Genomic DNA, 22196 nt, shown 5'->3' with positions numbered 1-22196 from the left:
ATCGCCTGGGCGGCGGCCCGGCGGCGACGCGGGTGGCGCGCCGCCGCCGGTCCGCCGGTCCGCCGGTCCTGGCTCAGTCGGCGAGGCTGTTCAGATCGAGCCGGCCGCGGGCGAAGGCGTCCACCCGACCCCAACGACCCGGGATGTCCAGCACCTCGATCCGGCCCATCCCGACCGGCAACCGTGGTTCCACCGCCAGGTGCCCCTCGTGCGGTTCGAGGCCGAGCATGGTGCGCAGCAACAGCAGCGGCGTACCCGTCGACCAGGCCTGCGGGCTGCACGCCGTCGGATACTCCACCGGGAACTTCGTCAGCTCCCGCGGGTAGCCGCCGAACGCCTCCGGTAGCCGCCCGTCGAAGTAGGTGGCCGCGTCCAGGATGCCGTTGGCGATGGTGGCGGCCTCCTCGACGAAGCCGTACCGGCGCAGGCCCCAGGCGATGAAGGAGTTGTCGAACGGCCAGATCGTGCCGTTGTGGTAGCCGATCGGGTTGTACCGCGTCTCCCCCTCGGCGAGGGTCCGCACCCCCCAGCCGGAGAACAGTCGCGGCCCGACCAGGTGCGCCGCCACCTTCTCCGCGCGCTCGGGGAGGACGATCCCGCTCCAGAGCAGATGTCCGATGTTGGAGCTGAGGACGTCGCACTGGCGGCCGTCCGGGTCCAGGGCCAGCGCGTAGTACTCGCCGTCGGCCACCCACCAGTCCCGGTTGAACCGCTCCTTCAGCTCCGCCGCCTCCCGCTCCAACTGGTCGGCGAACTCCGGGTCACCCCAGAACTCGCGGGCCATCCGCGCCGCGCGGACCTTCGCGTCGTACGCATACCCCTGCACCTCGCAGGTCGCCCGCGGGAAGGGGGGCAGGGTGCCGTCGGAGTAGGAGATCGAGTCCCAGGAGTCCTTCCAGCACTGGTTCTCCAGGCCGGTCTCGGTGTTGCGCCGCTCGTACCAGATGTAGCCGTTGCCGACCAGGTCGGCGTAGCTGTCGATCCACCGCAGCGCCGCCCGGGACTCCTGCTCCAACTCCTTGACCAGCGCGACGTCCCCGCTCCACCGCTCGTACTCGTCGAGCAGCACGAGGAACAGCGGCGTGGCGTCCACCGACCCGTAGTACGGCGAGTGCGGCTGTTCCTCGAAGGCCGCGGTCTCGCCGTAGCGCATCTCGTGCAGGATCCGCCCCGGGTCCTCGTCCCGGAAGTCGTCGAACCGGCTGCCCTGCAGCGACGCCAGGATGCGCAGCGTCGTCTTCGACAACTGCGGGGTGAACGGCAGGGTCTGCAGGCAGGTGAGGATGCTGTCCCGGCCGAACATGGTCATGAACCAGGGCAGGCCGGCGGCCGGCAGGGTGGCGCCGCCCAGCGACAGCGGCGAGAAGCGCAGCGCCGCCAGGTCGATCAGGCTGCGCCGGTACGTGCTGGCCACCCGGCCGTGCTGACTGTTGACCTTCGGTGCTTCCGCGATCCACTGCTCCAGGTCATGTTGCAGGGCCAGCCGCTCGCCGCCGTGCACTCGTAGCCCGAGACGCAGGTCCCGGCCGCCGGGGCCGACGGCATGCGTCTGCACGTCGATCGCCGCTTCCCACTGCTCGTTCGGCTCCAGGTGGACGGTGTACGCGAAGCCCCGGCTGTCGTACCGCGCCGATATCGACGAGGAAATGATCGTCTCGCGCCGGAAGTTGCCCCGGCGGTAGCCCAGGCGCAGCTTGTCCGACTCCACCTCGGTGTAGATCTCGCCCTTCTTGTTCAGGATCTCGTCCTTGACCTGGAACAGGTCGGCGAAGTCGGACGCCGCGTCCATCCGGACTTCGAGGTCGACCGGCTTCTCGTCGTGGTTGAGGATGGTGAGCTGCTCCCGGAAGCTGCCGCCGACCGCACGCTCCCGGATGATCGACAACTTCGCGTCCACGTAGTGCGTGGCCATCCCCGGCACCAGGAAGAACCGCGACTCGAAGTACTGCAGGTCGTCGTACGACAGCGAGTTGAGGCGTTCGCCGTTCACGCTCAGCACCCACGTGGACAGGAACCGGGTGTCGATGGAGAAGAGCCCGGTCGGCTCACTCGGCGTCGCCTCGATGTCACCGGTGTCCTCACAGACGACGAACGTGTTGCCGTCCAGGATCCGGATCGTGTTGCTCTGGCCCATCAGCGCGCCTCCCCCGCGAAGCGGCGACGCGGCCCACGGGCGTCCGGCGACCCGGGGAAGATTCGCTCCACCTGCACCACCAGCCGGGCGTCCCCCGACACCGTCATGTCCCCGCGCAACAGGGCGGCCAGACCGTGCTCACGGCCGGCCGCGATCTCGTCGAACAGCATCGGGCTCGCGCCGATCACCGTGTCGGCCTCCCGGTCCTCCTGGCTCACGTTCAGTCGCCCGTGGTCGATCGCGAGCAGCCAGTGCCGGGTCTGCGCCCCCTCGTGCAGATCGATCCGCAGTGTCCCGGAGGTCTTCGCCAGCAGAGGCTCGTACCCCCGCCGGTCCAGGTCCTCGAAGAACCTCGTGGTCGCGTCCACCATCGGGTCCACTCCTCCCCCAGTTGGCCGGGCCCGGGATCCCACCCGGCGCGCCCGCGTCGCGCGCACGGCCGGCGTTGCACGTCCCCGCACGGGTCCCCCTGCCACCCAAGCCCAACCTCGCCCGAATCGGGTGACCCCACCCACCCCACCCCATCCCCCACCCCCCTGCCCCGGTGATCAAGAGGTTTGCGTCACCGCGTCCGGCGTGTCGTGACGCGAACCTCTTGATCACCGAGGGGGGTGGGGCACGGCGGCGCCGGCCCTCCCCCGGCAGGGGAGGGCCGGCGCGTTGGCGGCGGGTCGTCAGTTGTTCGGATCGTCGGCGCTGATGTCGGCCAGCACCGACTGCGGTTCGCGCTCGACCGCGAGGTCACCCATCGAGACGAGACCCACCAGGCGCCCGTCGTCCATCACCGGCAGCCGGCGTACGGCGTAGGTGCGCATCAGGTCCGCGGCGGCCACCGCGTCGTCGTACTGGCTCACGGTGATCACATTGCGGGTGGTGATCTGGTTCAGCCGGGTCGAGCCCGGGTCCATGTTCTCCGCGACACCACGGACCGTGATGTCCCGGTCCGTGACGATACCGACGACACCGTTGCCATCGGTCACCACCACGTCACCAATCGCGCTGTCGCGCATCTCCTGCGCGGCGGCGATGAGCGTCTCGTTGCCGTCCATCGTCACCAACCGGGTCGTCATGAACTCTCCGACCGTTGTCATGGTGCTCCCCTCTCGGTGTCGGCACGGCCCGTCTACCCGCCGCACGGGAGGGGGTAACGCCGACGGCCGGGCCGCTGTCCGGGGGCAGGCAGCTGTCGCGACCGCGGCCCGCGGCCGTTCCGCGACACCGCCTGATCGACAAGGTCGTGACGCCGGGCGAGATAGTGGTACAGACCCCACCAACTGGCCGAGGGCAGCACCGCCTAGCGTGGGTGGGGTGCTGACGGGCGAGCGGGAGCTGAGAGACCTCGTCGCCGGCAACGCCTGGCTGACCCGGGCTCTGACCGTGGTTCGCGACTCCGGCCTACCGGACGCCTGGATCGGCGCGGGCGCCGTCCGCGACCTCGTCTGGAGCGAGCGGTACGGCGACGGGTTCGACCCGGCGACGGTCCGCGACGTGGACGTGGTCTTCTTCGACCCGACGAGACTGTCCCGCGACGACGACCACCGGGCCACCGCCCGACTCGCCGCGGCCTGGCCGGCGCCGCCGTGGGAGGCACGCAACCAGGCGGCGGTGCACACCTGGTACGCGTCGAAGTTCGGCGGCGATCCGATCGCCCCGTACCGCAGCGTCGCCGAGGCGGTGGCCACCTGGCCGGAGTACGCGACCGCCGTGGCGGTGCGGCTGCGCCCGACCGGTGGGCTGGAGGTCTGCGCCCCGTACGGCCTGGCGGATCTGCTGGGCGGGGTGTGGCGGCACAACCCGGCCCGGGTGGGCGTCACGCTGTCCCGGCAGCGACTTGCTCGCCACCGGCCCGCGCAACGCTGGCCCGGCGTGACAGTGATCGAGCCCGGCTGAGCCGGGATTCGTCGCCCAGGGGTCAGTCGTCGGTCGCGGTCCGCGGCCCCGCAGGAACGGGCGTGGTTCGCGACCCTCTCAGGCGCGGGGCGGCATTCCGTAGATCCGCTCCACGTGCAGGCGCAGCACCAGCCGCCGGTCGGCGACCATGGTGTTGCGATAGTCGGCCCAGTCCGGGTGCTCGCCGCGAAGCGACCGGTAGAGCCCCACCAGCTCCTCGACCGTGGCGTCGTCGACGTCGGCCGCCGGAGTGGTCAGCTCGGCCCGCCCCTCGACCACCGCGTACGCCCAGCCGTCCTCGCTGCCGACGTGGAAGCTGGCCCGCGGGTCCCGACGAAGGTTGGCGGTCTTGGCCCGGCCGTCCGTGACGGACACCCGGATCAGGCCGGCCGCGCGGTCGAACGAGTAGACCACTGTGGACAGCTGGGGTCGCCCGTCGCGTTTGAGGGTGGCCAGCACGCCCATCGAGCGGCCGGCGATCAGGTCGGTCAACGCCTGCTGGGTGGGGTCCTCCGGCACGGTTTCCTCCAGGTGGCGCGGTCGGCTACGTCCATCCAAACATGACCGGCGTGCTCCCGCCCCCGATGCACCGCCGCCCGCCACGGACTGCGGGCCCCCACCGAGACCGGCGGGAGCCCGCAGTGATCGCAACGGTCAGCGTCGCTCGGCGGCCACCAGCTCGGCGAGCTGTACGGCGTTGAGGGCGGCGCCCTTGCGCAGGTTGTCGTTGGAGCAGAACAGCGCCAGCCCGTACTCGACGGTCTCGTCGGCGCGGATGCGGCCCACGTAGGTCGGGTCCTGCCCGGCGGCCTGCAGCGGCGTCGGCACGGCGGTCAGCGCGACCCCGGGCGCGTCGGCGAGCAGCTCGTGGGCCCGCTGCGGGGTGATCGGGCGGGCGAAGCGGGCGTTGATCTGGAGCGAGTGGCCGGTGAAGACCGGAACCCGGACGCAGGTGCCGGAGACCTTGAGGTCGGGGATTTCCAGGATCTTGCGGGTCTCGTTGCGGAGCTTCTGCTCCTCGTCGGTCTCGAACGAGCCGTCGTCGACGATCGAGCCGGCCAGCGGCAGCACGTTGAAGGCGATCGGCTCGGCGAACGAGCGCGGCGCGGGGAACTCCACGGCCGACCCGTCGAAGGCGAGCCCGGCGGCGTGCTCGGCGACCTTGCGGACCTGCTCGTCCAGCTCGGCGACGCCAGCCAAGCCGGCGCCGGAGACCGCCTGGTACGTCGAGACGACCAGGCCGACCAGACCAGCCTCGGCGTGCAGCGGGCGCAGCACCGGCATCGCGGCCATCGTGGTGCAGTTGGGGTTGGCGATGATGCCCTTCGGGCGGTCGGCGGCGGCGTGCGGGTTGACCTCGGCGACCACCAGCGGCACCAGCGGGTCCATCCGGAACGCCGACGAGTTGTCGATCACCACGGCGCCGGCCTCGGCCACCCGGGGAGCCAACTCTCGGGCGGTGCCCTTACCGGCGGAGAAGAGCACGATGTCCAGCCCGGAGTAGTCCGCGGTCGCGGCGTCCTCGACGGTCACCTCGCCGTCGCGCCACGGCAGCGTCCGCCCGGCGGACCGCGCCGAGGCGAACAACCGCACCTGCTCCGCCGGGAACTCCCGCTCCGCCAGCACCTGCCGCATCACGCCACCGACCTGGCCGGTGGCCCCCACAATGCCGATCCTCATGCCCGGAGGCTACCCACCCCACCCCCGAAACCGGGACCCCTTTCCCACCCCCCGGGTCCCACCTCACACCCACCCCCCACCACCACCTCCCCCACCTCACCCCCCTCCTCCCCCGTTGATCATGAAGTTATTGCCGCGACACGCCGTGCCGAGTGACAACAACTTCATGATCAACGGGCTGAGGGCTGAGGGCTGAGGGCGGGGGGCGGGAGGCGGGAGGCGGGAGGCGGGAGGGGGGCGGGGTTAGGGGAGCAGGTCTCCTAGGGCGGCGGTTTCCAGGTCGTTGCGGATCACGGCGGCGTCGCCTTCGATGACCAGGGTCAGCGCTTCCGGGTGCAGGTGGGTGGCCGCTGCCGCGGAGACCTGGTCCACGTCGGCGTTGAGCAGTTCCTCGCGCAGCCGGGCGTGGTAGTCGTCCGGCAGGTCGTGCACCACCAGCGTGGTCAGCGCGGAAGCGATCGCCCGCGGGCTCTGCAACTCGACCGACAGCTGCCCGGCCCGCCAGGAACGGGCCACCGCCAGCTCGTCCTCGGTCACGCCTCCCGCCTGCGTACGGGTGATCTCGCCCACCGCCTCGACCAGGGCCGGCGCGGTGACGGCGGTCTGCACGCCCGAGCTGACCGCGAACCGCCCGAACCGGCGGGACGAGGCGAACTCGCCCCGGATGCCGTACGTGTAGCCGCGCACCTCGCGGATCAGGTGGTTGAGCCGGGAGGTGAACGCCCCACCGAGCACCGTGCCCGCGAGGGTCATCGGCACGTGGTCGGGGTGCGCCCGGTGCGGCGACGGGTGGCCCAGCCGCAGCGTGGACTGCACCGAGCCGGGCCGGTCCACCAGGATGATCCGGCGGCCGGTGTGCAGCGGGACCTCGATCGGGCCGCCCCGCTCGGCCGGACCGCCCCCGGTGCCGGCGAACGCCGCCCCGGCCAACGCGTCCAGGTCGATCCGGTCCAGGTCACCGGCGACGATCAGGGTGCCGGGCCGCAGGAACCACTCGGAGTGGAAGACGGTGATGTCCTCCACGTCCAGGCCGGCCACCGAGTCCGGATAGCCGTACATCGGTCGTCCCCAGCGGGTGTCGGCGCCGAACAGGTCGGCGCGCAGCGCGGCGTCGGCGCGCGGGCCGGGGTTGGCCCAGTCCATCCGCAGCGCGGTGGCCTCGTCGTCGCGCACGCGCCGGACGTCGGCCGGGTCCAGCCGGGGCGTCCGGACGGCCTCGGCGAGGAGTTGCACCGCGGCGGTCAGCCGATCCACCGGGACCTGCACGCTGATCTGGAACGAGTCCCAGTCCAGCCCGGTCACCAGCTCGGTGCCGAGCGCCTCGATGGCCAGCGCGTACGCCGTGGCGTCCCGCTGCGCGGTGCCCTCCTCCAGGGCCTTGGCGAGCACGCCGCCCAGCCCTTCCTTGCCGGTCAGCTCCCGGCCGGCGCCGGCGTCGAGCAGCAGCAACGCGACGGCGAGGTTCTGCCCGGGCAGGTGCGCGGCGACCACCTGGCCGCCGCCCGCCGCGCGGCGGACCACCGGCGGGAACCGGTACGGGCGAGCGGCACCCGGGCCGGGACGGTCGGCGATCAGCGTCATGCGGTCTCCTCGGGCAGGTAGGTCAGGGTCACCCGGTCGGCGGCGCCGAGCACCTCGGCAGCGGTCTCGGCGATCTGCTCGGCGGTCACCGCGAGCCAGGCGGGCAGCCGGTCGGCGGCCCGGGCCGGGTCGCCGAACTGGGTGGTGTACCGCCCGAGCGTGTCCGCGCGGCCGTCCACCGTCGACATCTGCCGCCACCACGCGGTGCTCAGCAACGCCTTCGCCCGGTCCAGCTCGGCGGCGGTGACCGGCACGGTGGCCAGCTCGTCGACGACCTCGGCCAGCCCTTCGGCCAACCGCTCGGCGCTCACGCCGGGACGGGCGGTGGCGGTGGCGATCAGCGGCGCCGGGGCGTGCGCGAGGTCCACCCCGTACGCGCCGACCAGATCGGGTTGTGCGATCCGCTCGCCGTCGGCGAGCCGCTGGTAGAGCCGGCTGCCCCGGCCGCTGCCGAGCACGGTGGCGAGCACGGTGAGCACGTCGTAGCCGGGGCTGCCGAACGGGTGGCCACGGTGGGCGATGTAGACGCGGGGCGCCGGCACGTCCCCGATCACCGTCTCCACGGCGGGCTTCCCGGTCGCCGGGACGCGGCGACCGTCCGGCGCGGGCGGGATGTCGTCGCGGGCGGGCAACGCCCCGAAGTACTTCTCGGCCAGCGCGAACACCTCGGCGGCCTGGGCGTCGCCGACGACGGTGAGCACCGCGTTGTTCGGCGCGTAGTACATCTCGTGGAACGCCTGGAAGGTGGCGAGATCGGCGGCGTTCAGGTCGGCCATCGAGCCGATCGTCGAGTGGTGGTACGGGTGCCCCGGCGGGTAGAGCAGCGGCAGCAGCCGCAGCCAGGCATCCCCGTACGGGACGTTCTCGTAGCGCTGCCGGCGCTCGTTCTTCACCACGTCGCGCTGGTTGTCCAGCGTCTCCTGGGTGAGCGCCGGGACCAGCCCACCCATCCGGTCGGCCTCCAGCCAGAGCGCCAGCTCCAGGTGCTCGGCCGGGACCGTCTCGAAGTAGTTCGTCCGGTCCGGGTTGGTGGTGGCGTTGAGCGAGCCACCGGAGCCCTGGATCAGCTTCATGTGCTCGGTCTTCGCCACGTTCACCGAGCCCTCGAACATCAGGTGTTCGAAGAGGTGGGCGAAACCGGTCTGCCCGGCCGGCTCGTGCCGGGATCCGACGTCGTACCAGAGATTGACGGCCACCGCGGGTGCGGTGCGATCCTCGCTCACCACCACGCGCAGGCCGTTGTCCAGTCGGGACGTCTCGATGGGCCAGGGGTAACCACTGTCGGGCATGGCACGACGCTATCCGATCTCGCGGGCGGAAAGGTGACGTGCCGCCGGTCGGCGAGCCGGCCGACCGGCATCGACTCGGCCGGTCGGGGTACCGCAGAGCAATGACCCCACCGACCCCCGCTCCGCCCGCGCGCCGCACCGTCGGACCGGCCGCCAGGGCCGTCGAACGCGCCACCGCCGCGCTCGGCCGGCTGCTGCATCCGGCCGGCCGGTCGTTCACCGGCGAGGTGACGATCTGGGGTACGCCCGGACCACCCACCGGGGTCGCCCTGCTGGACGACCCCGGCCGCTACGCGGCCACGGTCCGGCTCTCCAGGGGTACGCCCACACCCGGCGGTTGGCCGGACGTGCTGGGCCTGGCGGTACGCGTGCACTCCCCCACCGGCCGCCCGTTCGACCTGCTGGTCAGCTCCAGCGGCGCCGCTCCGGTGCTGCGGAACCTGCCGCTGCCCCGCCGCGGCTTCACCGGGACGTACAGCACGATCACGTGTTACCGCCTGGGCCGGCGTCATCTCTGGTTGGCCGCGTTGGCCGACCCGGACTCGGTCGACCTCGGCCGCACTCTGGCCGCCGTCGCTGCCGCGGCCCGGGCGGACGCGCCGCGCGTGGTGCTCGCGGTCGCGTCCGCCGTCGGGCCGTGGCGGCCGGTCGGCCAGGTCAGCATCGGTGCCCCGCTCGACGCCGCCGAGGACGCCGCGCTCGCGTTCGACCCGGTGCGCAACCTGCCACCCGAACTGCGGGCGGCCGGTCCACTCGCCTGGCTGCGCGAGCAGACCTACCGGGGCTCACGCCGGGCCCGCGGCGCGCGGGCTCAGTCCGGCGGTTCGACGGCGGCAACCGTCTGATCCGAGGTACGACGTTCCAGCACCGTGTCCGGGGCCACGTTCTGGTCCTCCTCGCGGATGTCCGACTCGGCGAGGATGGCCTCCGCCTGCGCCTGCGGGTCGTCGCTGCCCACCGCCTCCTCCTCGGGAAGGAGGTGGTGCGCGCGGGACTCCGCCCGCTCCTGATCGCTCTGCTCGTCAGTCATGGCACAGCTGTTACCCCCGGCCCGGCCTCGGCACGCGATGTTCACCCCGCATCTTGGGACGATGCCACGGGCACCCCCGCCCGGTCGGGTACGCTGGCCCTCGTGACGCGTTCCTATCGATGGTTTAGGCAGCCGGCTCCCACGCCGGTGACTTCACCATGAACTGACGTCACCACGGACCGAGCCGGCTGGGCAGGAGCTGTCGTTCCTGCCCTTTTGCGTACGAGCAGCCGGCTCGTCCCGGGCACCGGCCCCGGGCACGGTCGGCGAAAGGATGCCCACCGTGACGACCCCGGAGACCGATCGGGTCAGCGATCAGCGGATCGACCGTGTCGTGCCGCTGACCACACCCGCCCTGCTGCACCACGAGTTGCCCCTGGACGCCCCGCTCGCCGCCGCCGTGTTGAACGGCCGACGCGCGGTGGGCCGCGTGCTGGACCGCGAGGACGACCGCCTGCTGGTGGTGGTCGGCCCGTGCTCGGTGCACGACCCGGCCGCCGCCCTCGACTACGCCGAGCGTCTGCGCGCCGCCGCCGACCGGCTCGCCGACGACCTGCTGATCGTCATGCGGGTCTACTTCGAGAAGCCGCGGTCCACCGTCGGGTGGAAGGGCCTGATCAACGACCCTGGGCTGGACGGCAGCGGCGACGTCAACACCGGCCTGCGCCGGGCCCGGGCGCTGCTGCTCGACGTCCTGCGTCTCGGCCTTCCGGTGGGCTGCGAATTCCTCGACCCGATCACCCCGCAGTACATCGCGGACACGGTGGTGTGGGGTGCGATCGGCGCCCGCACGGTGGAGAGCCAGGTGCACCGGCAGCTCGCCTCCGGCCTGTCGATGCCGATCGGCATGAAGAACCGCCCCGACGGCAGCATCGGCACCGCCGTGGACGCGATCCGCGCCGCCGGGGTGCCGCACGTCTTCCCGGGCATCGACTTCTCCGGCACCCCGGCGATCATGCACACCCGCGGCAACACCGACGGGCACCTGGTGCTGCGCGGTGGTGGCGGTCGGCCCAACTACGACGCGGAGTCGGTGGCGGGCGCGCTCGACCTGCTCCGGGCGGCCGGGTTGCCGGAGCGCCTGGTCATCGACGCCAGCCACGCCAACAGCGGCAAGGACCACCGCAACCAGCCGCTGGTCGCCGCGGACGTGGCGGCGCAGATGGCAGCCGGCCAGCGCGGGATCACCGGTGTGATGCTGGAGTCGTTCCTGCTGCCCGGCCGGCAGGATCTCGACCCGACCCGCGAGCTGGTGTACGGCCGCTCGGTCACCGACGCCTGCCTCGGCTGGGACGACACCGCCGAGGTGCTCGACCACCTGGCCACCGCCGTACGGGCCCGTCGGGCCACGCTGCCAACCCGGGCGTGAGGGTGTGACGGCCGGCACTGCGGTGCGCGGAACACGGGACGGTGGGGCCTGGTTAACTGAGGTGTCGGTGTGCTCAGTGTCCCCGGGCCTCACCTAAATAGCCCTCGCGGAATACCGTTCGGCTGGAGCCGCGTCGCGCCACTCGCCGAGAGGCGACCTACACACCGACACCAGCGCCGCCCCCGGCCCACAAGGCTCGGGGGCGGCGCTGTCTGTACAAGAGCACCGTCGCGCCACCGACGCAGAGCATGCTCCCAACGGCGCCTTTGCTCTGCTTCCACGGACGCAACAGCCAGCGCCCAAAACCGTTGCGTAGGTTGAAGCAGAGCAAAGGAAGCCTCGTGGGTCACCCTCTCGGCAGGTGGGCCCACCGGCGCGACGTTTGACCGATTCCGCCCCGGGTAGCTGATCGGCGTGACCGACGACGCACCCGTTGCCGACGAGCCGGACACCCACGCCCTCGATGACCTGCTCGATGACATCTTCCGAGGTCAGGAGCGGGTCACCCAGGGGGATATCTACCGCCGGGCGGTGGCCGCCGAGCTACCGCCGGATCTGCTCGCCCGGATCGACGCGCTCCCCGAGGGCGAGTACGCGGTGGACGAGGCCAGTGACCTGCTGGGCGGCACCGTCGCCTGAGCGACCCCAGAAGGGACACCGACATGACGCACCACGAGGACCACGACGAGAAGGTGCCGGCGTTGGGCCAACCACCGAAGGGCAGGGACACCACGCCCGAGCCGGACTTCGCCAACGAACACGACCGCACCGCGGTGGACCGGGACATCATCACCGGGGACGACGAGGACGAACGGGAGCCGGAATCGCCGCACGGCTGGTCCGGCATGCAGCGCTGACGCGTACGAGAGTGGGGGCCGGCTGATGCCGGCCCCCACGTCGCGTTCGTCGTCGGGTCAGTCGTCGTCGTGCCCACCCTCGGCGGCCTGCTGCGCCGTGGCGTACGCCATCTGGAGGAAGTCGGACGCGGCCACCGCCGTCAGCGCGGTGGCCACCAGACGCGTGAGGCGGGGGGCGAGCACCAGGCCCCCGGTCAGCCCCGTGGCCACCCAGACCGCCAGGCAGAACGGGCAGCTCAGCAGCTCGCCGATGGCGTGCCGGGTGGAACTGCCCGAGTCGCGGACCTGCTCCATCACCTCACCGCTGCCGATCGGCCGGTCATAGCGGGTGAACGGTGCCCGCAGCGGGCTGGTGATCGCGTCCTTGGACAGCAGCCGGCTGAGCTTGTGCGTGGCGATGGAGAGCAACACGACGTCGGCGGGGGCGGGACGTTCGGGCACCGGGCGGCCGGTCACCTTGACCAGGCCGGCCAGCGCCCCGGTCACCCCGGCGTAGGTGCCCATCGCCACCAGGTAGCCGCCGAGCGGCCGGTGCTCGTGCGGCGCGTACGCCCGGCGCAGCCGCGCCGCCTTCTGTCGCAGGCCAGTGTCGCTCACCGTTCTCCTCACATGTCGTCATGGTGCGAAAGCGGCCGTCGGTGACGGTGTCAGCCGGCCTGGAGGTTGTCGGCGACCTCGCGGGCGAGGTTGGTCAGCGCCTCGTCGGCCAACTGGTCCGGGTCGGCGCCCGAGCCGTCGGTCAGGTCGAGCTGGATCCGGGCGCCGCCGGAGTCAGCCGGGTCCACCCGGATCTCGGCGGCCCAGTCGGCGTCGCTCCAGCGGGCCCGCAGCTCCTCGCCCCTGATCTCGGCGGGAGGGCTCCCGTCGTTGCGCAGCGGCGCCGGCAACCAGGCCGAGGCCCGAGCCGGGTCGGTGGCCGTGTTGAAGACCACCTCGGGTGGCGCGGACATGCCGCGCACGGCTCGCGCCGGCATCAGACGTCCCGCAGGCGGCTCGGGTCGACCTCCCGGCCCGGGTGACGGGCGAGGTACTCGGTCTCCAGGTCCGCCGTGCGCCGCAGGTGGTTGGCGAGCGCGGAGTCGGCCGCGTGCCGGAGGGTGTCCAGCCGGGTCCGGTGCAGGCTGTGCATTTCGCGGATCAGATCGTCGTCGGTCAGCTCCGTCGGGTCGACGCCCAGCGCGTCGCCGTCGAGGTCGGCGCCACCGGAGTCGGCGAGGTGGTCGCCGCCCCACTCGGGCACCCGCTGCTCAGGGCTCATCTCCGTGCTGCCGCTGGACGGAAAGCCGTCCTCGCGTACCGATCCGGTCATCATCGCCCCCCTGGTCTCGTTTGGGCTGGCGTCTAGACGGATGCCCACACCGGGGAACGCCAAACCATCCCGCCCGCGTGGCAGCTACGACACCGTGTCGGAGAGCGCCGCCGTTCCCGGTACCCTCGACGCCATGAGGTGGCTCTGGACCCCGGCGTGGATCGCGCGTCACGTGGCCATGGTCGTGCTGGTCGTGGGCTTCCTCGGGCTGGGCTGGTGGCAGATCAGCCGGGCCACGGCCGGCAACAACCTCAGCTGGGGGTACGCGGTCGAGTGGCCGATCTTCGCCGGCTTCGTGGTGTACGTCTGGTGGCGCGAGGTGCGGCTGGCACGCCACAACGCGGAAACAGCCGCCCAGCCACCGGCGGACCCCGCCGACGCACCGGCCGTCGAGCCGCCGCCGGCCGCGACCATCGGCTCCCGACCGGCGGTACGCCGACCGGTGCGGGTGACCCGGGTGCCGGTCAACGCGACGCCCGGCGACGACGCCGACCTGGCCGCCTACAACGACTACCTGTCATGGTTGAACGCCAATCCGGGCGCCCGGCCCGGTGACTATCCCGGCTGAGCCGGGCTCGGAAGGACGGACGAAGGTGGGCGCAGCCCTTACCCGGTACCGCGTGATCGCCTGGATCGTGGGCGTGGTGCTGATCCTGCTTGTCGTTGTCGGCATGCCACTGAAGTACGCGTTCGACAACCCGGTCGTGGTGGAGACGGTCGGCCCGGCGCACGGCTTCCTCTACATGATCTACCTGGTGGCCGCGTTCGACCTGAGCCGGCGGGCGGACTGGCCGCTGAAGCGGATGCTCCTGGTGATGCTCGCCGGCACCGTGCCGTTCGTCTCGTTCTACGCCGAGCGTCGCGTCACCGCCTGGCTGGACCGGCCCGCCACCCGTACGCCGGAGCCGGTCGCCAGCTGACCGGCCCGGCGGCGGGTCTGGTCAGCGGCTGGGCCGCCACGGGTCCGCCGAGGCGAGGGGGTCGACCCAGCCGCCGTACCGGTTGACCTCCCGGGCGCGCAGCAGCGCCCGGGTGACCTGGCCGAACTGCCTTTCGTCGTCGGCGCTGAACAGCAGCACCTCCGCGCCCCGGTGCCAGCCCCACAGCTCGTACGGCGGTGGGCGCCAGCGGTCGCCGACCAGGGCGAGTGCCGCCGGCAGCAGGAGCACCGCTCCGAGGATGAGGTACGCCTCGGCGGTCAACCGTTGCAGGCCGCCGCTGAAGCCGAGAAGCAGGCCGACCACGCCGATCATGGATGCGGTGGTCACCACCGCCCGGACGGCGATCCGGTCGTGCGGGCCTCGGGTGGTGCGCAGGTGGGTCAGGTCGACGATGCGATAGCTGGTGCGGCCGACGGTGAACCGGTCGACGGTGACGATGATGCCGGGTCGCGCGTACAGCAGCGTGGACCTGGCTCCGGGCACCGTTCGTTGCGGTCGCGTCTTTGCGCCTTCACGATTCACGGTTCCTCCCGTGGGGCGGTCTGCCGGGTTCGGTCCGTGGCCGGGCATCGCTGCCCGGGGACGGGATTCCCGGCTGCGGCTCCATTGTGTTGGGGCACCGCCACTCCACCTGGGCATTTACGATTCCGACCTGCTCACCCGACCGGGGGACATCGCCGCGAAACAGCATCCATTTCAGGTTTTATCGGATATTGGCGGAGGCCATCCGACGGCATACGCCCGGAACGACGAATGTCAGATATCGGTCAGCGGATGCGAAAACGGGCTCGCGGGCGGTCCCCCCTCCCGCGTCAGCAGTCCCGCTGGTGTCACCGACAGCAGCGGCACTTCGCGCCACTTCGCCAACTTTCGCCCCTGCTTCAACTGCGCGGCACAACCGTCCCGGGTTAGGTTGGGCGAGCCGGTCCGGCCCAGTGCCGTCCACCCGGATGGCCCCGGCCGGTGTCGCCGAGGGCGTCAGCAGCCCCGTCGGCGGCCGTGGGAGAGGAGCCCTTCGCTCTTGTCATCCCTGAGAACCCTGCTGCGCACCGCGGTCCTGGCCGGCATGTCGGCCGCACTGATCGCCCCGACGGCGGTGGCCCACGCCGAGCCGTCCCCCGCCGACCTGACCCACCGGATCGAGACGTCCTCGGCCGAGCTGGAACGGATCGTGGAGTCCTACAACAAGCTCACCGAAGACATCAAGGTCAACAAGACCGCGGTGGCCCGATTACAGGCCCGCATCGGCCCCCTGGAACAGCAGGCCGAGCAGAGCCGGGCCGACGTCGCGGCACTCGCCAACACCGCGTACAAGAGCGGTGGCCTGCAGACGATGGACGCGCTGCTGCGTCCCGGCGGCTCCGTCGCTCTGCTCGACCGGCTCGGCACCCTCGATCAGCTGACCCGCCAGCGCCAGGAGCGCATCTCCGGCTTCACCGCGAACCAGCGGCGGCTGCTCGACGAGAAGACACGCCTGGACGCCACGCTGACCCGGCAGGCCGCGCAGGCCCGCGAGCTGGCGGCGGGCAAGAAGCGCATCGAGAGTGACCTGGCCGACCTGTACGAGCTGCGCCGGCAGGCGTACGGGGCCGCCACCGAGCGACCCGCGCCCAAGGCGGCGGAGGCCGAGGCCACAAACGTGCCCGCCGTGGCCGGGGACGCCGGCGCTGCGGTGCGCTACGCCTTCGGGGCGGTCGGCAAGCCGTACGTCTGGGCCGGTGAAGGGCCGAACGGCTACGACTGTTCCGGACTGACCCTCGCGGCCTGGCGGGCGGCCGGCAGGTCGCTGCCGCACAACGCACGGATGCAGTGGGGAGCGGTCGCCCACATCGGTCGGGGTGACCTGCGCCCGGGAGACCTGATCTTCTACAGCGGGCTCGGGCACGTCGCCCTCTACGTGGGCGACGGTCAGGTCATCGACGCGCCGAGCGCCGGTCGCAACGTGCTCAAGCGCGGCATGAACATGATGTCCATCCACGGCTACGGCCGGGTCCGCTAGCCCGACCCGATACGGCGAACGGCCGGCGTCCCCCTATCGGACGCCGGCCGTTCGCCGTCATTACTACCAGGTCAGGCTGCCTGCAGCCCCTCCGCCCGGGCCAGCTCGCGGAGCCGGCCGAGGGCCTGGATCTCCAGCTGCCGGATCCGCTCGCGGGACAGCGAGAAGCGGGACGCGACCTCGGTCAGCGAGTGCTCGCGGCCGTCCTCCAGCCCGTAGCGGGCCCGCATGATGCCGGCCGACCGGTCGTCGAGGTGGTTGAGCAGCCCCTCGATGCGCTGCCGCTCCAGGCCGCTGAGGACGATGTCCTCCGGCGACGGCGCGTCGCTGTCGGCGACCAGGTCGCCGAGGTTCGTGTCGCCGTCGTCGCCCACCGGGGTGTCCAGCGAGACGGTGTCCTGCGACCAGCGGCGCAACTCGTTGACCCGCTCGACGGTGACACCGAGCGATGCGGCGATCTGCTCCGGCTCGGGGTCGCTGCCCAGTTCACGGGTGAGCTGCCGGATGACGTTGCGCATCCGGTTGACGTCCTCCACCAGGTGCACCGGCAGACGGACGGTGCGCTCCTGCTGAGCGATCGCCCGGCTGATGGCCTGGCGGATCCACCACGTGGCGTAGGTGGAGAACTTGTAGCCACGCTCGTAGTCGAACTTCTCGACCGCCCGGACGAGGCCGGTGTTGCCCTCCTGGATCAGATCCAGCATGGGCATGCCCGAGCGCACGTAACGACGCGCGATCGACACGACCAGTCGCAGGTTGGCGCGGATGAAGAGGTCCTTCGCGCGCTCACCCTCGACGACCAGCCGCTCCAGGTCGGCCCGGTCGACACCGTCGGGAACTGCGTCTTCGCCGAGCAGGTGCTCCGCGTAGAGGCCAGCCTCGATCGCCTTGGAGAGATCGACCTCCTTGGCGGCGTCCAGCAGTGGCGTCCGGGAGATCTCGTGCAGGTAGACGCCGACCAGGTCGCGCTCCTCGGCAACCTCGTCGGTGCGCATGCCGATTTTCTTGTCCACGTTGCCCACGGTCCCCTCGCTCGCGCCGGTTGCCCGGTTCCTTGCCATTCCCCACGTCCGGTCAGCCCCTGGTAACTTCTGCTGTGCCCGCCGTCGCTGACACCTACACAACAGATGAGACGTGTCGGGGATTCCATGTCGTGAGTCGAAAGTGTCACGAATGCCTGAGTAGTTGCTGAGAGCACGGTCCATGTTTGCTGTCAGCACCCGTCGGGTGGCTCGCCGCTGGGCGCCTCGGACGGGTTGGCGGGTCGACGAATCGCTGATCGCCCGCACCATGGCAACACCGCCGCCCGCGCCGGCACAGCGACCCGGGTCACCTCCGTGCTGCGATCCTGGTCACTGCCAGATACGCAGCAATGGGGCGGTCGGTTCATCCACGGGGGTGTTATTACCCCCCGCCCCGGTGAACAATCCGGAGCCCCGTTCGCTTCCCGGGCGGTGCGGGCTAGGAGGCGAGCAGGGCTAGAGCCCCGCGGACCTGGTCGGCGGAGCGCTCCAGGGCGGCTCGGGCGGCGGCCACCTCGGCTCCGGAGACCAGCGAGACCAGCGCCGTCTTCAGGTCGCCGTCGGCCGCGCTGAGGGCGCGTCGGGAGACCTCCTCCGAGCAGCCGGTCGCCTCCACCAGGATCGAGATCATTCGTCCCCGGAGCTTCGCGTTGGTGGCCACCATATCGATCATGAGGTTCGAGTAGACCCGACCCAGGCGCACCATGACGGCGGTCGAGAACGTGTTCAGCACCAGTTTCTGCGCGGTGCCCGCCTTCATCCGGGTCGACCCGGTGACCACCTCGGGTCCGGTGTCCACCCCGATGAACACGTCGACCGACCGGGCGGCCTCCGCCTCCGGATTGGCGCACAGCAGCACCGTCGAGGCGCCTGCGGCGCGGGACGCGGCGAGCGCCCCGAGGACGTACGGGGTGCGTCCGCTGGCCGCCAGACCGACCACCAGGTCACCGGCGCGCACACATCCGGCGGCCTCGTCCGCCCCGTTCCGGTCGTCGTCCTCGGCGTCCTCCACGGCCCGCCACATGGCGTCCGGGCCGCCGGCCAGGTGGGCACAGAACCAGTGCCGGGGCGAGTTGAAGGTGGGAGCCAGTTCGGCCGCGTCGAGGACGCCCAGCCGGCCGGACGTGCCGGCCCCGAAGTAGTGCACCCGGTGCCCGCCGCGCAACGCCGCCACCGCCAGGTCGACGGTGGTGGCGATCTCGTCGAGCACCGCGGCGACCGCCGCCGGCACCCGCCGGTCGGCTTCGTTGATCACGGTGAGCACGTCCCGGGTCGACATCAGGTCGAGGTCCGCGCTGAGGGGGTTGCGTCGTTCGGTGGGTGCGCCCACCCGGACGCTCGGGCGGGCGGGCGGTGCTGACATGTCCTCGTCCGGCTCCACCGAACCGGGCGTCATGCCCGTCTCCGACTGGCACCCACCCGGTGCGACTGGACCGCCTCGGCGGTCGCCTCCAGGGCCTTGCGGGCCCGGGACCGGTTGCGGGCGGCCACCCCGACGAAGAGGCAGTCGACGACGGTGAGCTGGGCGAGCCGGCTGGCCGTCGCTCCGGAGCGGTAGGTGGTCTCGCGGGCCGCGGTCGTCAGCACGAAGTCGGCGACCTCGGTGATCGGCGAGCGCGGGAAGTTGGTCAGCGCCACGGTGGCCGCGCCCCGCGTCCGGGCCTGCTCCAGCACCTCGATGACGTCGGAGGTGGTGCCGGTGTGCGAGATGCCGATCGCGACGTCACCGCGGCCGAGCAGGGCGGCCGAGGTCAACGCGGTGTGCACGTCCGGGAAGTAGAAGGCGATCCGGCCGATGCGGTGCAGCTTCTGCTGGAAGTCGGAGGCGACGAACCCGCTGGCGCCGGCGCCGTAGATGTCGATCCGGCCCGCGCTCGCGATCGCCTCGACCACCTGCTCGCAGACGGCCGGGTCGAGCTGCTCGGCGGTCTCCTCGACGGCTCGGGCGTCGTTGAACGCGATGGTGGCGATGATCTGGGCGAGGTCGGCGCCGGGCGGGATGTCACCGCCGACGACCCGGGCGTCCGGCGGCTCGATGCGGCGGGCGGCCTCGGCGGCCAGCCGGATGCGCAGCTGTGGATAGCCGTCCATGCCGACCGATCGGCAGAACCGGATGACTGTCGCCTCCGACGTCTCCGCTGCGGTGGCGAGGTCGGTGATGGTCCGCCGGGCGGCGGCGGCCGGGTCGGACACGACCAGGCGGGCGACCCGCTGCTCGGCGGGCGACAGCGACGGCAACAGCCCGCTGATGTGGACGATCAGCCCACCAGGCTCGTGACTCGCAGAAATCTTCGGACTCTTCGCCACGGATGAAACTTACTTTCACGAGGCGTGAGCGTCAACCATGACCGTATGTGGTGGGAAAAGTGTCGACGACCCGGATCACGCGTTCCGCACAGCCTGCCACTCTCCCAGGATCGCCGCCTCATCCGCCGGGTCGAGTCCACCCTGCCGTACGTCGTCGGGCCGCGCTGTCATCCAGGACACGGTCGCCCGAACGGTGTCGGACAACGGACGGATCGTCAGACCCGCGTCCAGCGCCGGCCGGGCATCCCGGTCCATCAGGCCAGCCCCCTCCGGCAGTCGCACCCAGAGCGGCAACGCCCGCTCCCCCGACCATTCGCGGACGTCGCGCGCCAGCAGGAAGTCCTGATCGACCCAGGTGAGGTGCGGCTCGGCGACACCCAGACCGGCCGCCACGCCGGTCAGCAGATCGGCGCGGGACATCGCCGGGCCGGTGCCGTCGTACGTGCCAGCGAGGCGGGCGTCGGCGGCGTGCAGCAGCCAGCCGGCCAGGTCGGCGACGTCCACGAACTGCACCCGGTCGGTTGGCCGTCCGGGCGCGAGAACCTCCCCGCCGTTCGCCAGTCGTCGCACCCAGTACGGGAAGCGGTCGCTCGGGTCCTCGGCGCCGACGATCAGCCCCGCCCGGCAGATGAACGACCGCTGCGCACCCATCAGTTCGCGAACCAGCCGCTCGATGCTGACCTTGCACTCGCCGTACCAGCGGTGGTCCGGGCCGACCGGAGCGTCCACGTCCGGCGGGGCAGGCGACAGCAGCGGGGCGTGCGCCGCGGTCTGACCCGGGGCGGTGTTGTCGGCGTACACCGAGATCGTGGACACGAACGACCAGTGACCGACGTGGTCGGCCAGCGCGGCGAGCGCGTGCCGGGCGTGGCTGACCTGGCGGGTCACGTCCACCACCGCGTCGAAGCCGTCGCCGGCGAGCGACACCAGCGCCGCGGGGTCGTCGCGGTCGACCGGCACGAACCGCGCACCGGTCGGCACGACACCGGACACGCCCCGGGCCGCGCAGGTCACGTCGTGGCCCTGCGCGACGGCGAGCCGGGCCACCGCCCGGCCGAAGAACCGCGTGCCACCGAGAATCAGGATCCGCATCCGCCGATCCTGCGCCGCCGGTGGCCGATCATGCCAACCACTCTGCTGTCGGCAGAGCGCCGGTCGCCCGATGGGTGGGCGCGGTGGACGCTAGCGTGTGGCGCATGGCGGAGCGCAGCGTGGTGGTGACCGGAGGCACGGGTGGGCTCGGCGGGGCGGTCGTCGCCTCGTTCGTCGACGCGGGCTGGCGGGTGGTCGTACCGCAGCGGGCAGCCCGGCCCGGGTCGGAGCCGGCGGCGGACGGGCTGGTCCGGGTCGTCGCGGACCTGACCGACCCGGCGGGCGCGGCCCGCGTCGTCGAGGCCGCCGTCGGCGACCCCGCGGCGCCGCTGCGGGCGGTGGTCAACCTCGTCGGCGGGTACGCGAGCGGCGGCCTGGTGCACGAGACACCGGTCGAGGAGTTCGAGCGGATGCTCACCGTCAACCTGCGACCCACGTACCTGGTCACCCAGGCCGCGCTGCCGCGCCTGGTCGCGGCCGGCGGCGGCGCGGTGGTGTGCGTGTCGGCCCGGGCGGCCCTCACCCCGTTCGCCGGCGCGGCCGGCTACGTCACGGCCAAGGCGGCGGTGCTGGCCTTCGCCAACGCGGTCGCGGTCGAATACCGCTCCCGCAACGTGCGCTGCAACACCGTGCTGCCCAGCGTCATCGACACCCCGGCGAACCGGGCCGCGCAGCCCGACGCCGACCACTCCCGCTGGGTCACGCCGGCCGAGATCGCGCCGGTGATCCGCTTCCTGGCCTCGACGGACTCCGCGCCGACCACCGGGGCCAGCGTTCCGGTCTACGGACGCGCCTGAACGAGCAGGGACGTTATGTCGCCGCGCCCGGCCCGCTCCTGCGCCGACGCGGCGGGCGGGGGTGTCGGGGCGGGCGGGGGTGTCGGGGCGGGCGGGGGTGTCGGGGCGGGCGGGGGCGCCGGCTGCGGCACCTCGGGGGGCGCTGACCCCTCCGCCGATGGCCGGGTGGGGTCGGGGCGGACGTCCGACCGCAGCCAGGTCGACAGGTGCGCCTGGATCTGCTCGGTCACCTCCTCGGCCGAGCGGCCCGCGTCGACGAGGACGAAGCTCGGGTACTCGGGCAGGGTCCGGTAGGCGGTGTCCGCCGCGGTGAGCCAGCCCATCGACTCGTGGTCGGTGCCGCGCTCCTCGATGCGCTGGTATGCCACGGCCGGGTCCACGGCGAGCAGGAAGGTCACCTGGGGCGTCGGGAACAGGCGGTAGCCGGCCCGGGCCAGACGCTCCCAGCGGTGCCCGCCGTGCGCGCGGATGCTGGCGTACTGGCAGGCCGAGTAGCGGTCCATCACCGCCGTCCGGCCGGTGAGCAGGCAGCTGAGCAGGGCCGCGGCGATGGCGAGCCAGCGAAGCACGGACTCCACCGCCAGGACGCCGTCGCGCCCGACGAGTCGTTGCGCGTCCGGCAGGCCGAGCCGGTGCGCGAGCCGGCCGAGCCAGCGACGCCCGCTGGCGTTGCGGCGGTACGTCGCGGGGCGGCCGGCGGCGGTCAGCGCGTCGGCCAGCCGGTGTGCCTGCGTGGTCTTGCCCGAGCCGTCGATGCCGATCAGTGCGACGGTGCGCAATCGGGCTCGGCCGCGTCGCGTCCCCGATGATCTGGCCACCCTCGACAGGTTATCCGACCCGTGCTTGCGGCCCGTGACGTTTGTTGCCCTTTGTCACCGTTGGCACCCGACCGCGACGAC

At 72.3% G+C, this 22196-nt stretch carries 26 protein-coding genes; 9 read left to right on the top strand and 17 right to left on the bottom strand.

Annotated features, from left to right (window positions below):
- Positions 1–73: 73 nt before the first annotated feature.
- From ACFYPR_RS05120 to ACFYPR_RS05110, 3 genes are all read right to left on the bottom strand, one after another.
- Positions 74–2134 (bottom strand): glycogen debranching N-terminal domain-containing protein, encoded by a 2061-nt coding sequence (locus ACFYPR_RS05120; protein WP_387258628.1) that lies wholly within the window; start codon positions 2132–2134, stop codon positions 74–76.
- The gene (locus ACFYPR_RS05115) at positions 2134–2505 is read right to left on the bottom strand and encodes an SCP2 sterol-binding domain-containing protein (protein WP_355066115.1); all 372 of its coding nucleotides are present in this window, start codon (positions 2503–2505) and stop codon (positions 2134–2136) included. The genes ACFYPR_RS05120 and ACFYPR_RS05115 overlap by 1 nt, the downstream gene beginning before the upstream one ends.
- A gap of 303 nt (positions 2506–2808) precedes the next feature.
- Positions 2809–3225, bottom strand: a complete 417-nt coding sequence (locus ACFYPR_RS05110; RefSeq protein WP_354860896.1) for a CBS domain-containing protein — start codon at positions 3223–3225, stop codon at positions 2809–2811.
- 217 nt (positions 3226–3442) lie between these two features.
- Between ACFYPR_RS05110 and ACFYPR_RS05105 the strand changes: the two genes are divergently transcribed.
- The gene (locus ACFYPR_RS05105; protein WP_387258626.1) at positions 3443–4024 is read left to right on the top strand and encodes a nucleotidyltransferase family protein; all 582 of its coding nucleotides are present in this window, start codon (positions 3443–3445) and stop codon (positions 4022–4024) included.
- A gap of 78 nt (positions 4025–4102) precedes the next feature.
- On the opposite strand, the gene ACFYPR_RS05100 is transcribed toward ACFYPR_RS05105, so the two are convergent.
- The 4 genes from ACFYPR_RS05100 to ACFYPR_RS05085 form a co-directional block, all read right to left on the bottom strand.
- On the bottom strand, positions 4103–4543 hold the full coding sequence (locus ACFYPR_RS05100) for a PPOX class F420-dependent oxidoreductase (RefSeq protein ID WP_387258624.1): 441 nt from the start codon (positions 4541–4543) through the stop codon (positions 4103–4105).
- 135 nt (positions 4544–4678) lie between these two features.
- The gene (locus ACFYPR_RS05095) at positions 4679–5704 is read right to left on the bottom strand and encodes an aspartate-semialdehyde dehydrogenase (protein WP_355137876.1); all 1026 of its coding nucleotides are present in this window, start codon (positions 5702–5704) and stop codon (positions 4679–4681) included.
- Positions 5705–5947: 243 nt separating this feature from the next.
- Positions 5948–7285 (bottom strand): M16 family metallopeptidase, encoded by a 1338-nt coding sequence (locus ACFYPR_RS05090; protein ID WP_387258623.1) that lies wholly within the window; start codon positions 7283–7285, stop codon positions 5948–5950.
- On the bottom strand, positions 7282–8574 hold the full coding sequence (locus ACFYPR_RS05085; protein WP_387258622.1) for a M16 family metallopeptidase: 1293 nt from the start codon (positions 8572–8574) through the stop codon (positions 7282–7284). The genes ACFYPR_RS05090 and ACFYPR_RS05085 overlap by 4 nt, the downstream gene beginning before the upstream one ends.
- Before the next feature lie 101 nt (positions 8575–8675).
- On the opposite strand from ACFYPR_RS05085, the gene ACFYPR_RS05080 reads away from it, so the two are divergent.
- Positions 8676–9419 (top strand): phosphodiesterase, encoded by a 744-nt coding sequence (locus tag ACFYPR_RS05080; RefSeq protein ID WP_387258620.1) that lies wholly within the window; start codon positions 8676–8678, stop codon positions 9417–9419.
- Here ACFYPR_RS05080 and ACFYPR_RS05075 read toward each other — a convergent pair.
- Positions 9386–9604 carry a hypothetical protein gene (locus ACFYPR_RS05075; RefSeq protein WP_387258618.1) on the bottom strand — a complete coding sequence of 73 codons (219 nt, stop codon included), beginning with the start codon at positions 9602–9604 and terminating at the stop codon, positions 9386–9388. The two genes, ACFYPR_RS05080 and ACFYPR_RS05075, sit on opposite strands and share 34 nt — an antisense overlap.
- A 274-nt stretch (positions 9605–9878) precedes the next feature.
- Here ACFYPR_RS05075 and ACFYPR_RS05070 point away from each other — a divergent pair, with 274 nt between their 5' ends.
- The 3 genes from ACFYPR_RS05070 (at position 9879) to ACFYPR_RS05060 (ending at position 11830) form a co-directional block, all read left to right on the top strand.
- Positions 9879–10973 carry a 3-deoxy-7-phosphoheptulonate synthase gene (locus tag ACFYPR_RS05070; protein WP_387258616.1) on the top strand — a complete coding sequence of 365 codons (1095 nt, stop codon included), beginning with the start codon at positions 9879–9881 and terminating at the stop codon, positions 10971–10973.
- A 405-nt stretch (positions 10974–11378) separates the two neighbouring features.
- Positions 11379–11612, top strand: coding sequence for a hypothetical protein (locus ACFYPR_RS05065; protein WP_387186576.1), 234 nt, complete (start codon positions 11379–11381; stop codon positions 11610–11612).
- Between the two features lie 23 nt (positions 11613–11635).
- Positions 11636–11830 carry a hypothetical protein gene (locus ACFYPR_RS05060; protein WP_354860911.1) on the top strand — a complete coding sequence of 65 codons (195 nt, stop codon included), beginning with the start codon at positions 11636–11638 and terminating at the stop codon, positions 11828–11830.
- Positions 11831–11887: 57 nt separating this feature from the next.
- Here ACFYPR_RS05060 and ACFYPR_RS05055 read toward each other — a convergent pair whose 3' ends face one another.
- From ACFYPR_RS05055 to ACFYPR_RS05045, 3 genes are read right to left on the bottom strand one after another with little or no spacing between them, the layout of a single operon-like run.
- The gene (locus ACFYPR_RS05055) at positions 11888–12427 is read right to left on the bottom strand and encodes a DUF1360 domain-containing protein (RefSeq protein WP_354860912.1); all 540 of its coding nucleotides are present in this window, start codon (positions 12425–12427) and stop codon (positions 11888–11890) included.
- Positions 12428–12477: 50 nt separating this feature from the next.
- A complete protein-coding gene (locus ACFYPR_RS05050) occupies positions 12478–12804 on the bottom strand; it encodes a hypothetical protein (protein ID WP_354860914.1) in 327 nt (108 codons plus the stop codon).
- Entirely contained in the window at positions 12804–13142 is a 339-nt protein-coding gene (locus tag ACFYPR_RS05045) for a DUF6158 family protein (RefSeq protein ID WP_355137888.1), read from the bottom strand. Before ACFYPR_RS05045 ends, ACFYPR_RS05050 begins: the two co-directional genes overlap by 1 nt.
- A 130-nt stretch (positions 13143–13272) precedes the next feature.
- Here ACFYPR_RS05045 and ACFYPR_RS05040 point away from each other — a divergent pair, with 130 nt between their 5' ends.
- Complete coding sequence (locus ACFYPR_RS05040; protein ID WP_355137890.1) at positions 13273–13707, top strand: hypothetical protein; 435 nt, start codon at positions 13273–13275, stop codon at positions 13705–13707.
- Between the two features lie 25 nt (positions 13708–13732).
- Positions 13733–14059: a DUF3817 domain-containing protein gene (locus ACFYPR_RS05035; RefSeq protein WP_234582096.1), complete on the top strand. Its 327-nt coding sequence runs from the start codon at positions 13733–13735 to the stop codon at positions 14057–14059.
- A gap of 21 nt (positions 14060–14080) precedes the next feature.
- Here the strand turns inward: ACFYPR_RS05035 and ACFYPR_RS05030 are convergent, their stop codons facing one another.
- Complete coding sequence (locus ACFYPR_RS05030; RefSeq protein WP_387258614.1) at positions 14081–14563, bottom strand: DUF6232 family protein; 483 nt, start codon at positions 14561–14563, stop codon at positions 14081–14083.
- A 538-nt stretch (positions 14564–15101) separates the two neighbouring features.
- On the opposite strand from ACFYPR_RS05030, the gene ACFYPR_RS05025 reads away from it, so the two are divergent.
- A complete protein-coding gene (locus ACFYPR_RS05025) occupies positions 15102–16079 on the top strand; it encodes an NlpC/P60 family protein (protein WP_387186567.1) in 978 nt (325 codons plus the stop codon).
- A 71-nt stretch (positions 16080–16150) separates the two neighbouring features.
- On the opposite strand, the gene ACFYPR_RS05020 is transcribed toward ACFYPR_RS05025, so the two are convergent.
- From ACFYPR_RS05020 to ACFYPR_RS05005, 4 genes are all read right to left on the bottom strand, one after another.
- Positions 16151–17140, bottom strand: a complete 990-nt coding sequence (locus ACFYPR_RS05020; RefSeq protein ID WP_354860919.1) for a sigma-70 family RNA polymerase sigma factor — start codon at positions 17138–17140, stop codon at positions 16151–16153.
- Positions 17141–17540: 400 nt separating this feature from the next.
- Positions 17541–18497, bottom strand: a complete 957-nt coding sequence (gene murQ / locus ACFYPR_RS05015) for an N-acetylmuramic acid 6-phosphate etherase (protein ID WP_355066099.1) — start codon at positions 18495–18497, stop codon at positions 17541–17543.
- Positions 18494–19408, bottom strand: coding sequence for a MurR/RpiR family transcriptional regulator (locus ACFYPR_RS05010; RefSeq protein WP_354860921.1), 915 nt, complete (start codon positions 19406–19408; stop codon positions 18494–18496). The genes murQ and ACFYPR_RS05010 overlap by 4 nt, the downstream gene beginning before the upstream one ends.
- A 75-nt stretch (positions 19409–19483) precedes the next feature.
- Positions 19484–20500 carry an NAD-dependent epimerase/dehydratase family protein gene (locus ACFYPR_RS05005; RefSeq protein WP_387258612.1) on the bottom strand — a complete coding sequence of 339 codons (1017 nt, stop codon included), beginning with the start codon at positions 20498–20500 and terminating at the stop codon, positions 19484–19486.
- Positions 20501–20604: 104 nt separating this feature from the next.
- Between ACFYPR_RS05005 and ACFYPR_RS05000 the strand changes: the two genes are divergently transcribed.
- Positions 20605–21297, top strand: coding sequence for an SDR family NAD(P)-dependent oxidoreductase (locus ACFYPR_RS05000; protein ID WP_387186561.1), 693 nt, complete (start codon positions 20605–20607; stop codon positions 21295–21297).
- Here the strand turns inward: ACFYPR_RS05000 and ACFYPR_RS04995 are convergent.
- On the bottom strand, positions 21282–22115 hold the full coding sequence (locus ACFYPR_RS04995) for a dTMP kinase (protein WP_387258610.1): 834 nt from the start codon (positions 22113–22115) through the stop codon (positions 21282–21284). The genes ACFYPR_RS05000 and ACFYPR_RS04995 overlap by 16 nt on opposite strands.
- Positions 22116–22196 lie beyond the last annotated feature (81 nt).

Source organism: Micromonospora sp. NPDC005254, assembly GCF_042872525.1.
Classification (GTDB): domain Bacteria; phylum Actinomycetota; class Actinomycetes; order Mycobacteriales; family Micromonosporaceae; genus Micromonospora.
This window is presented reverse-complemented; position numbering and strand designations above follow the sequence as displayed.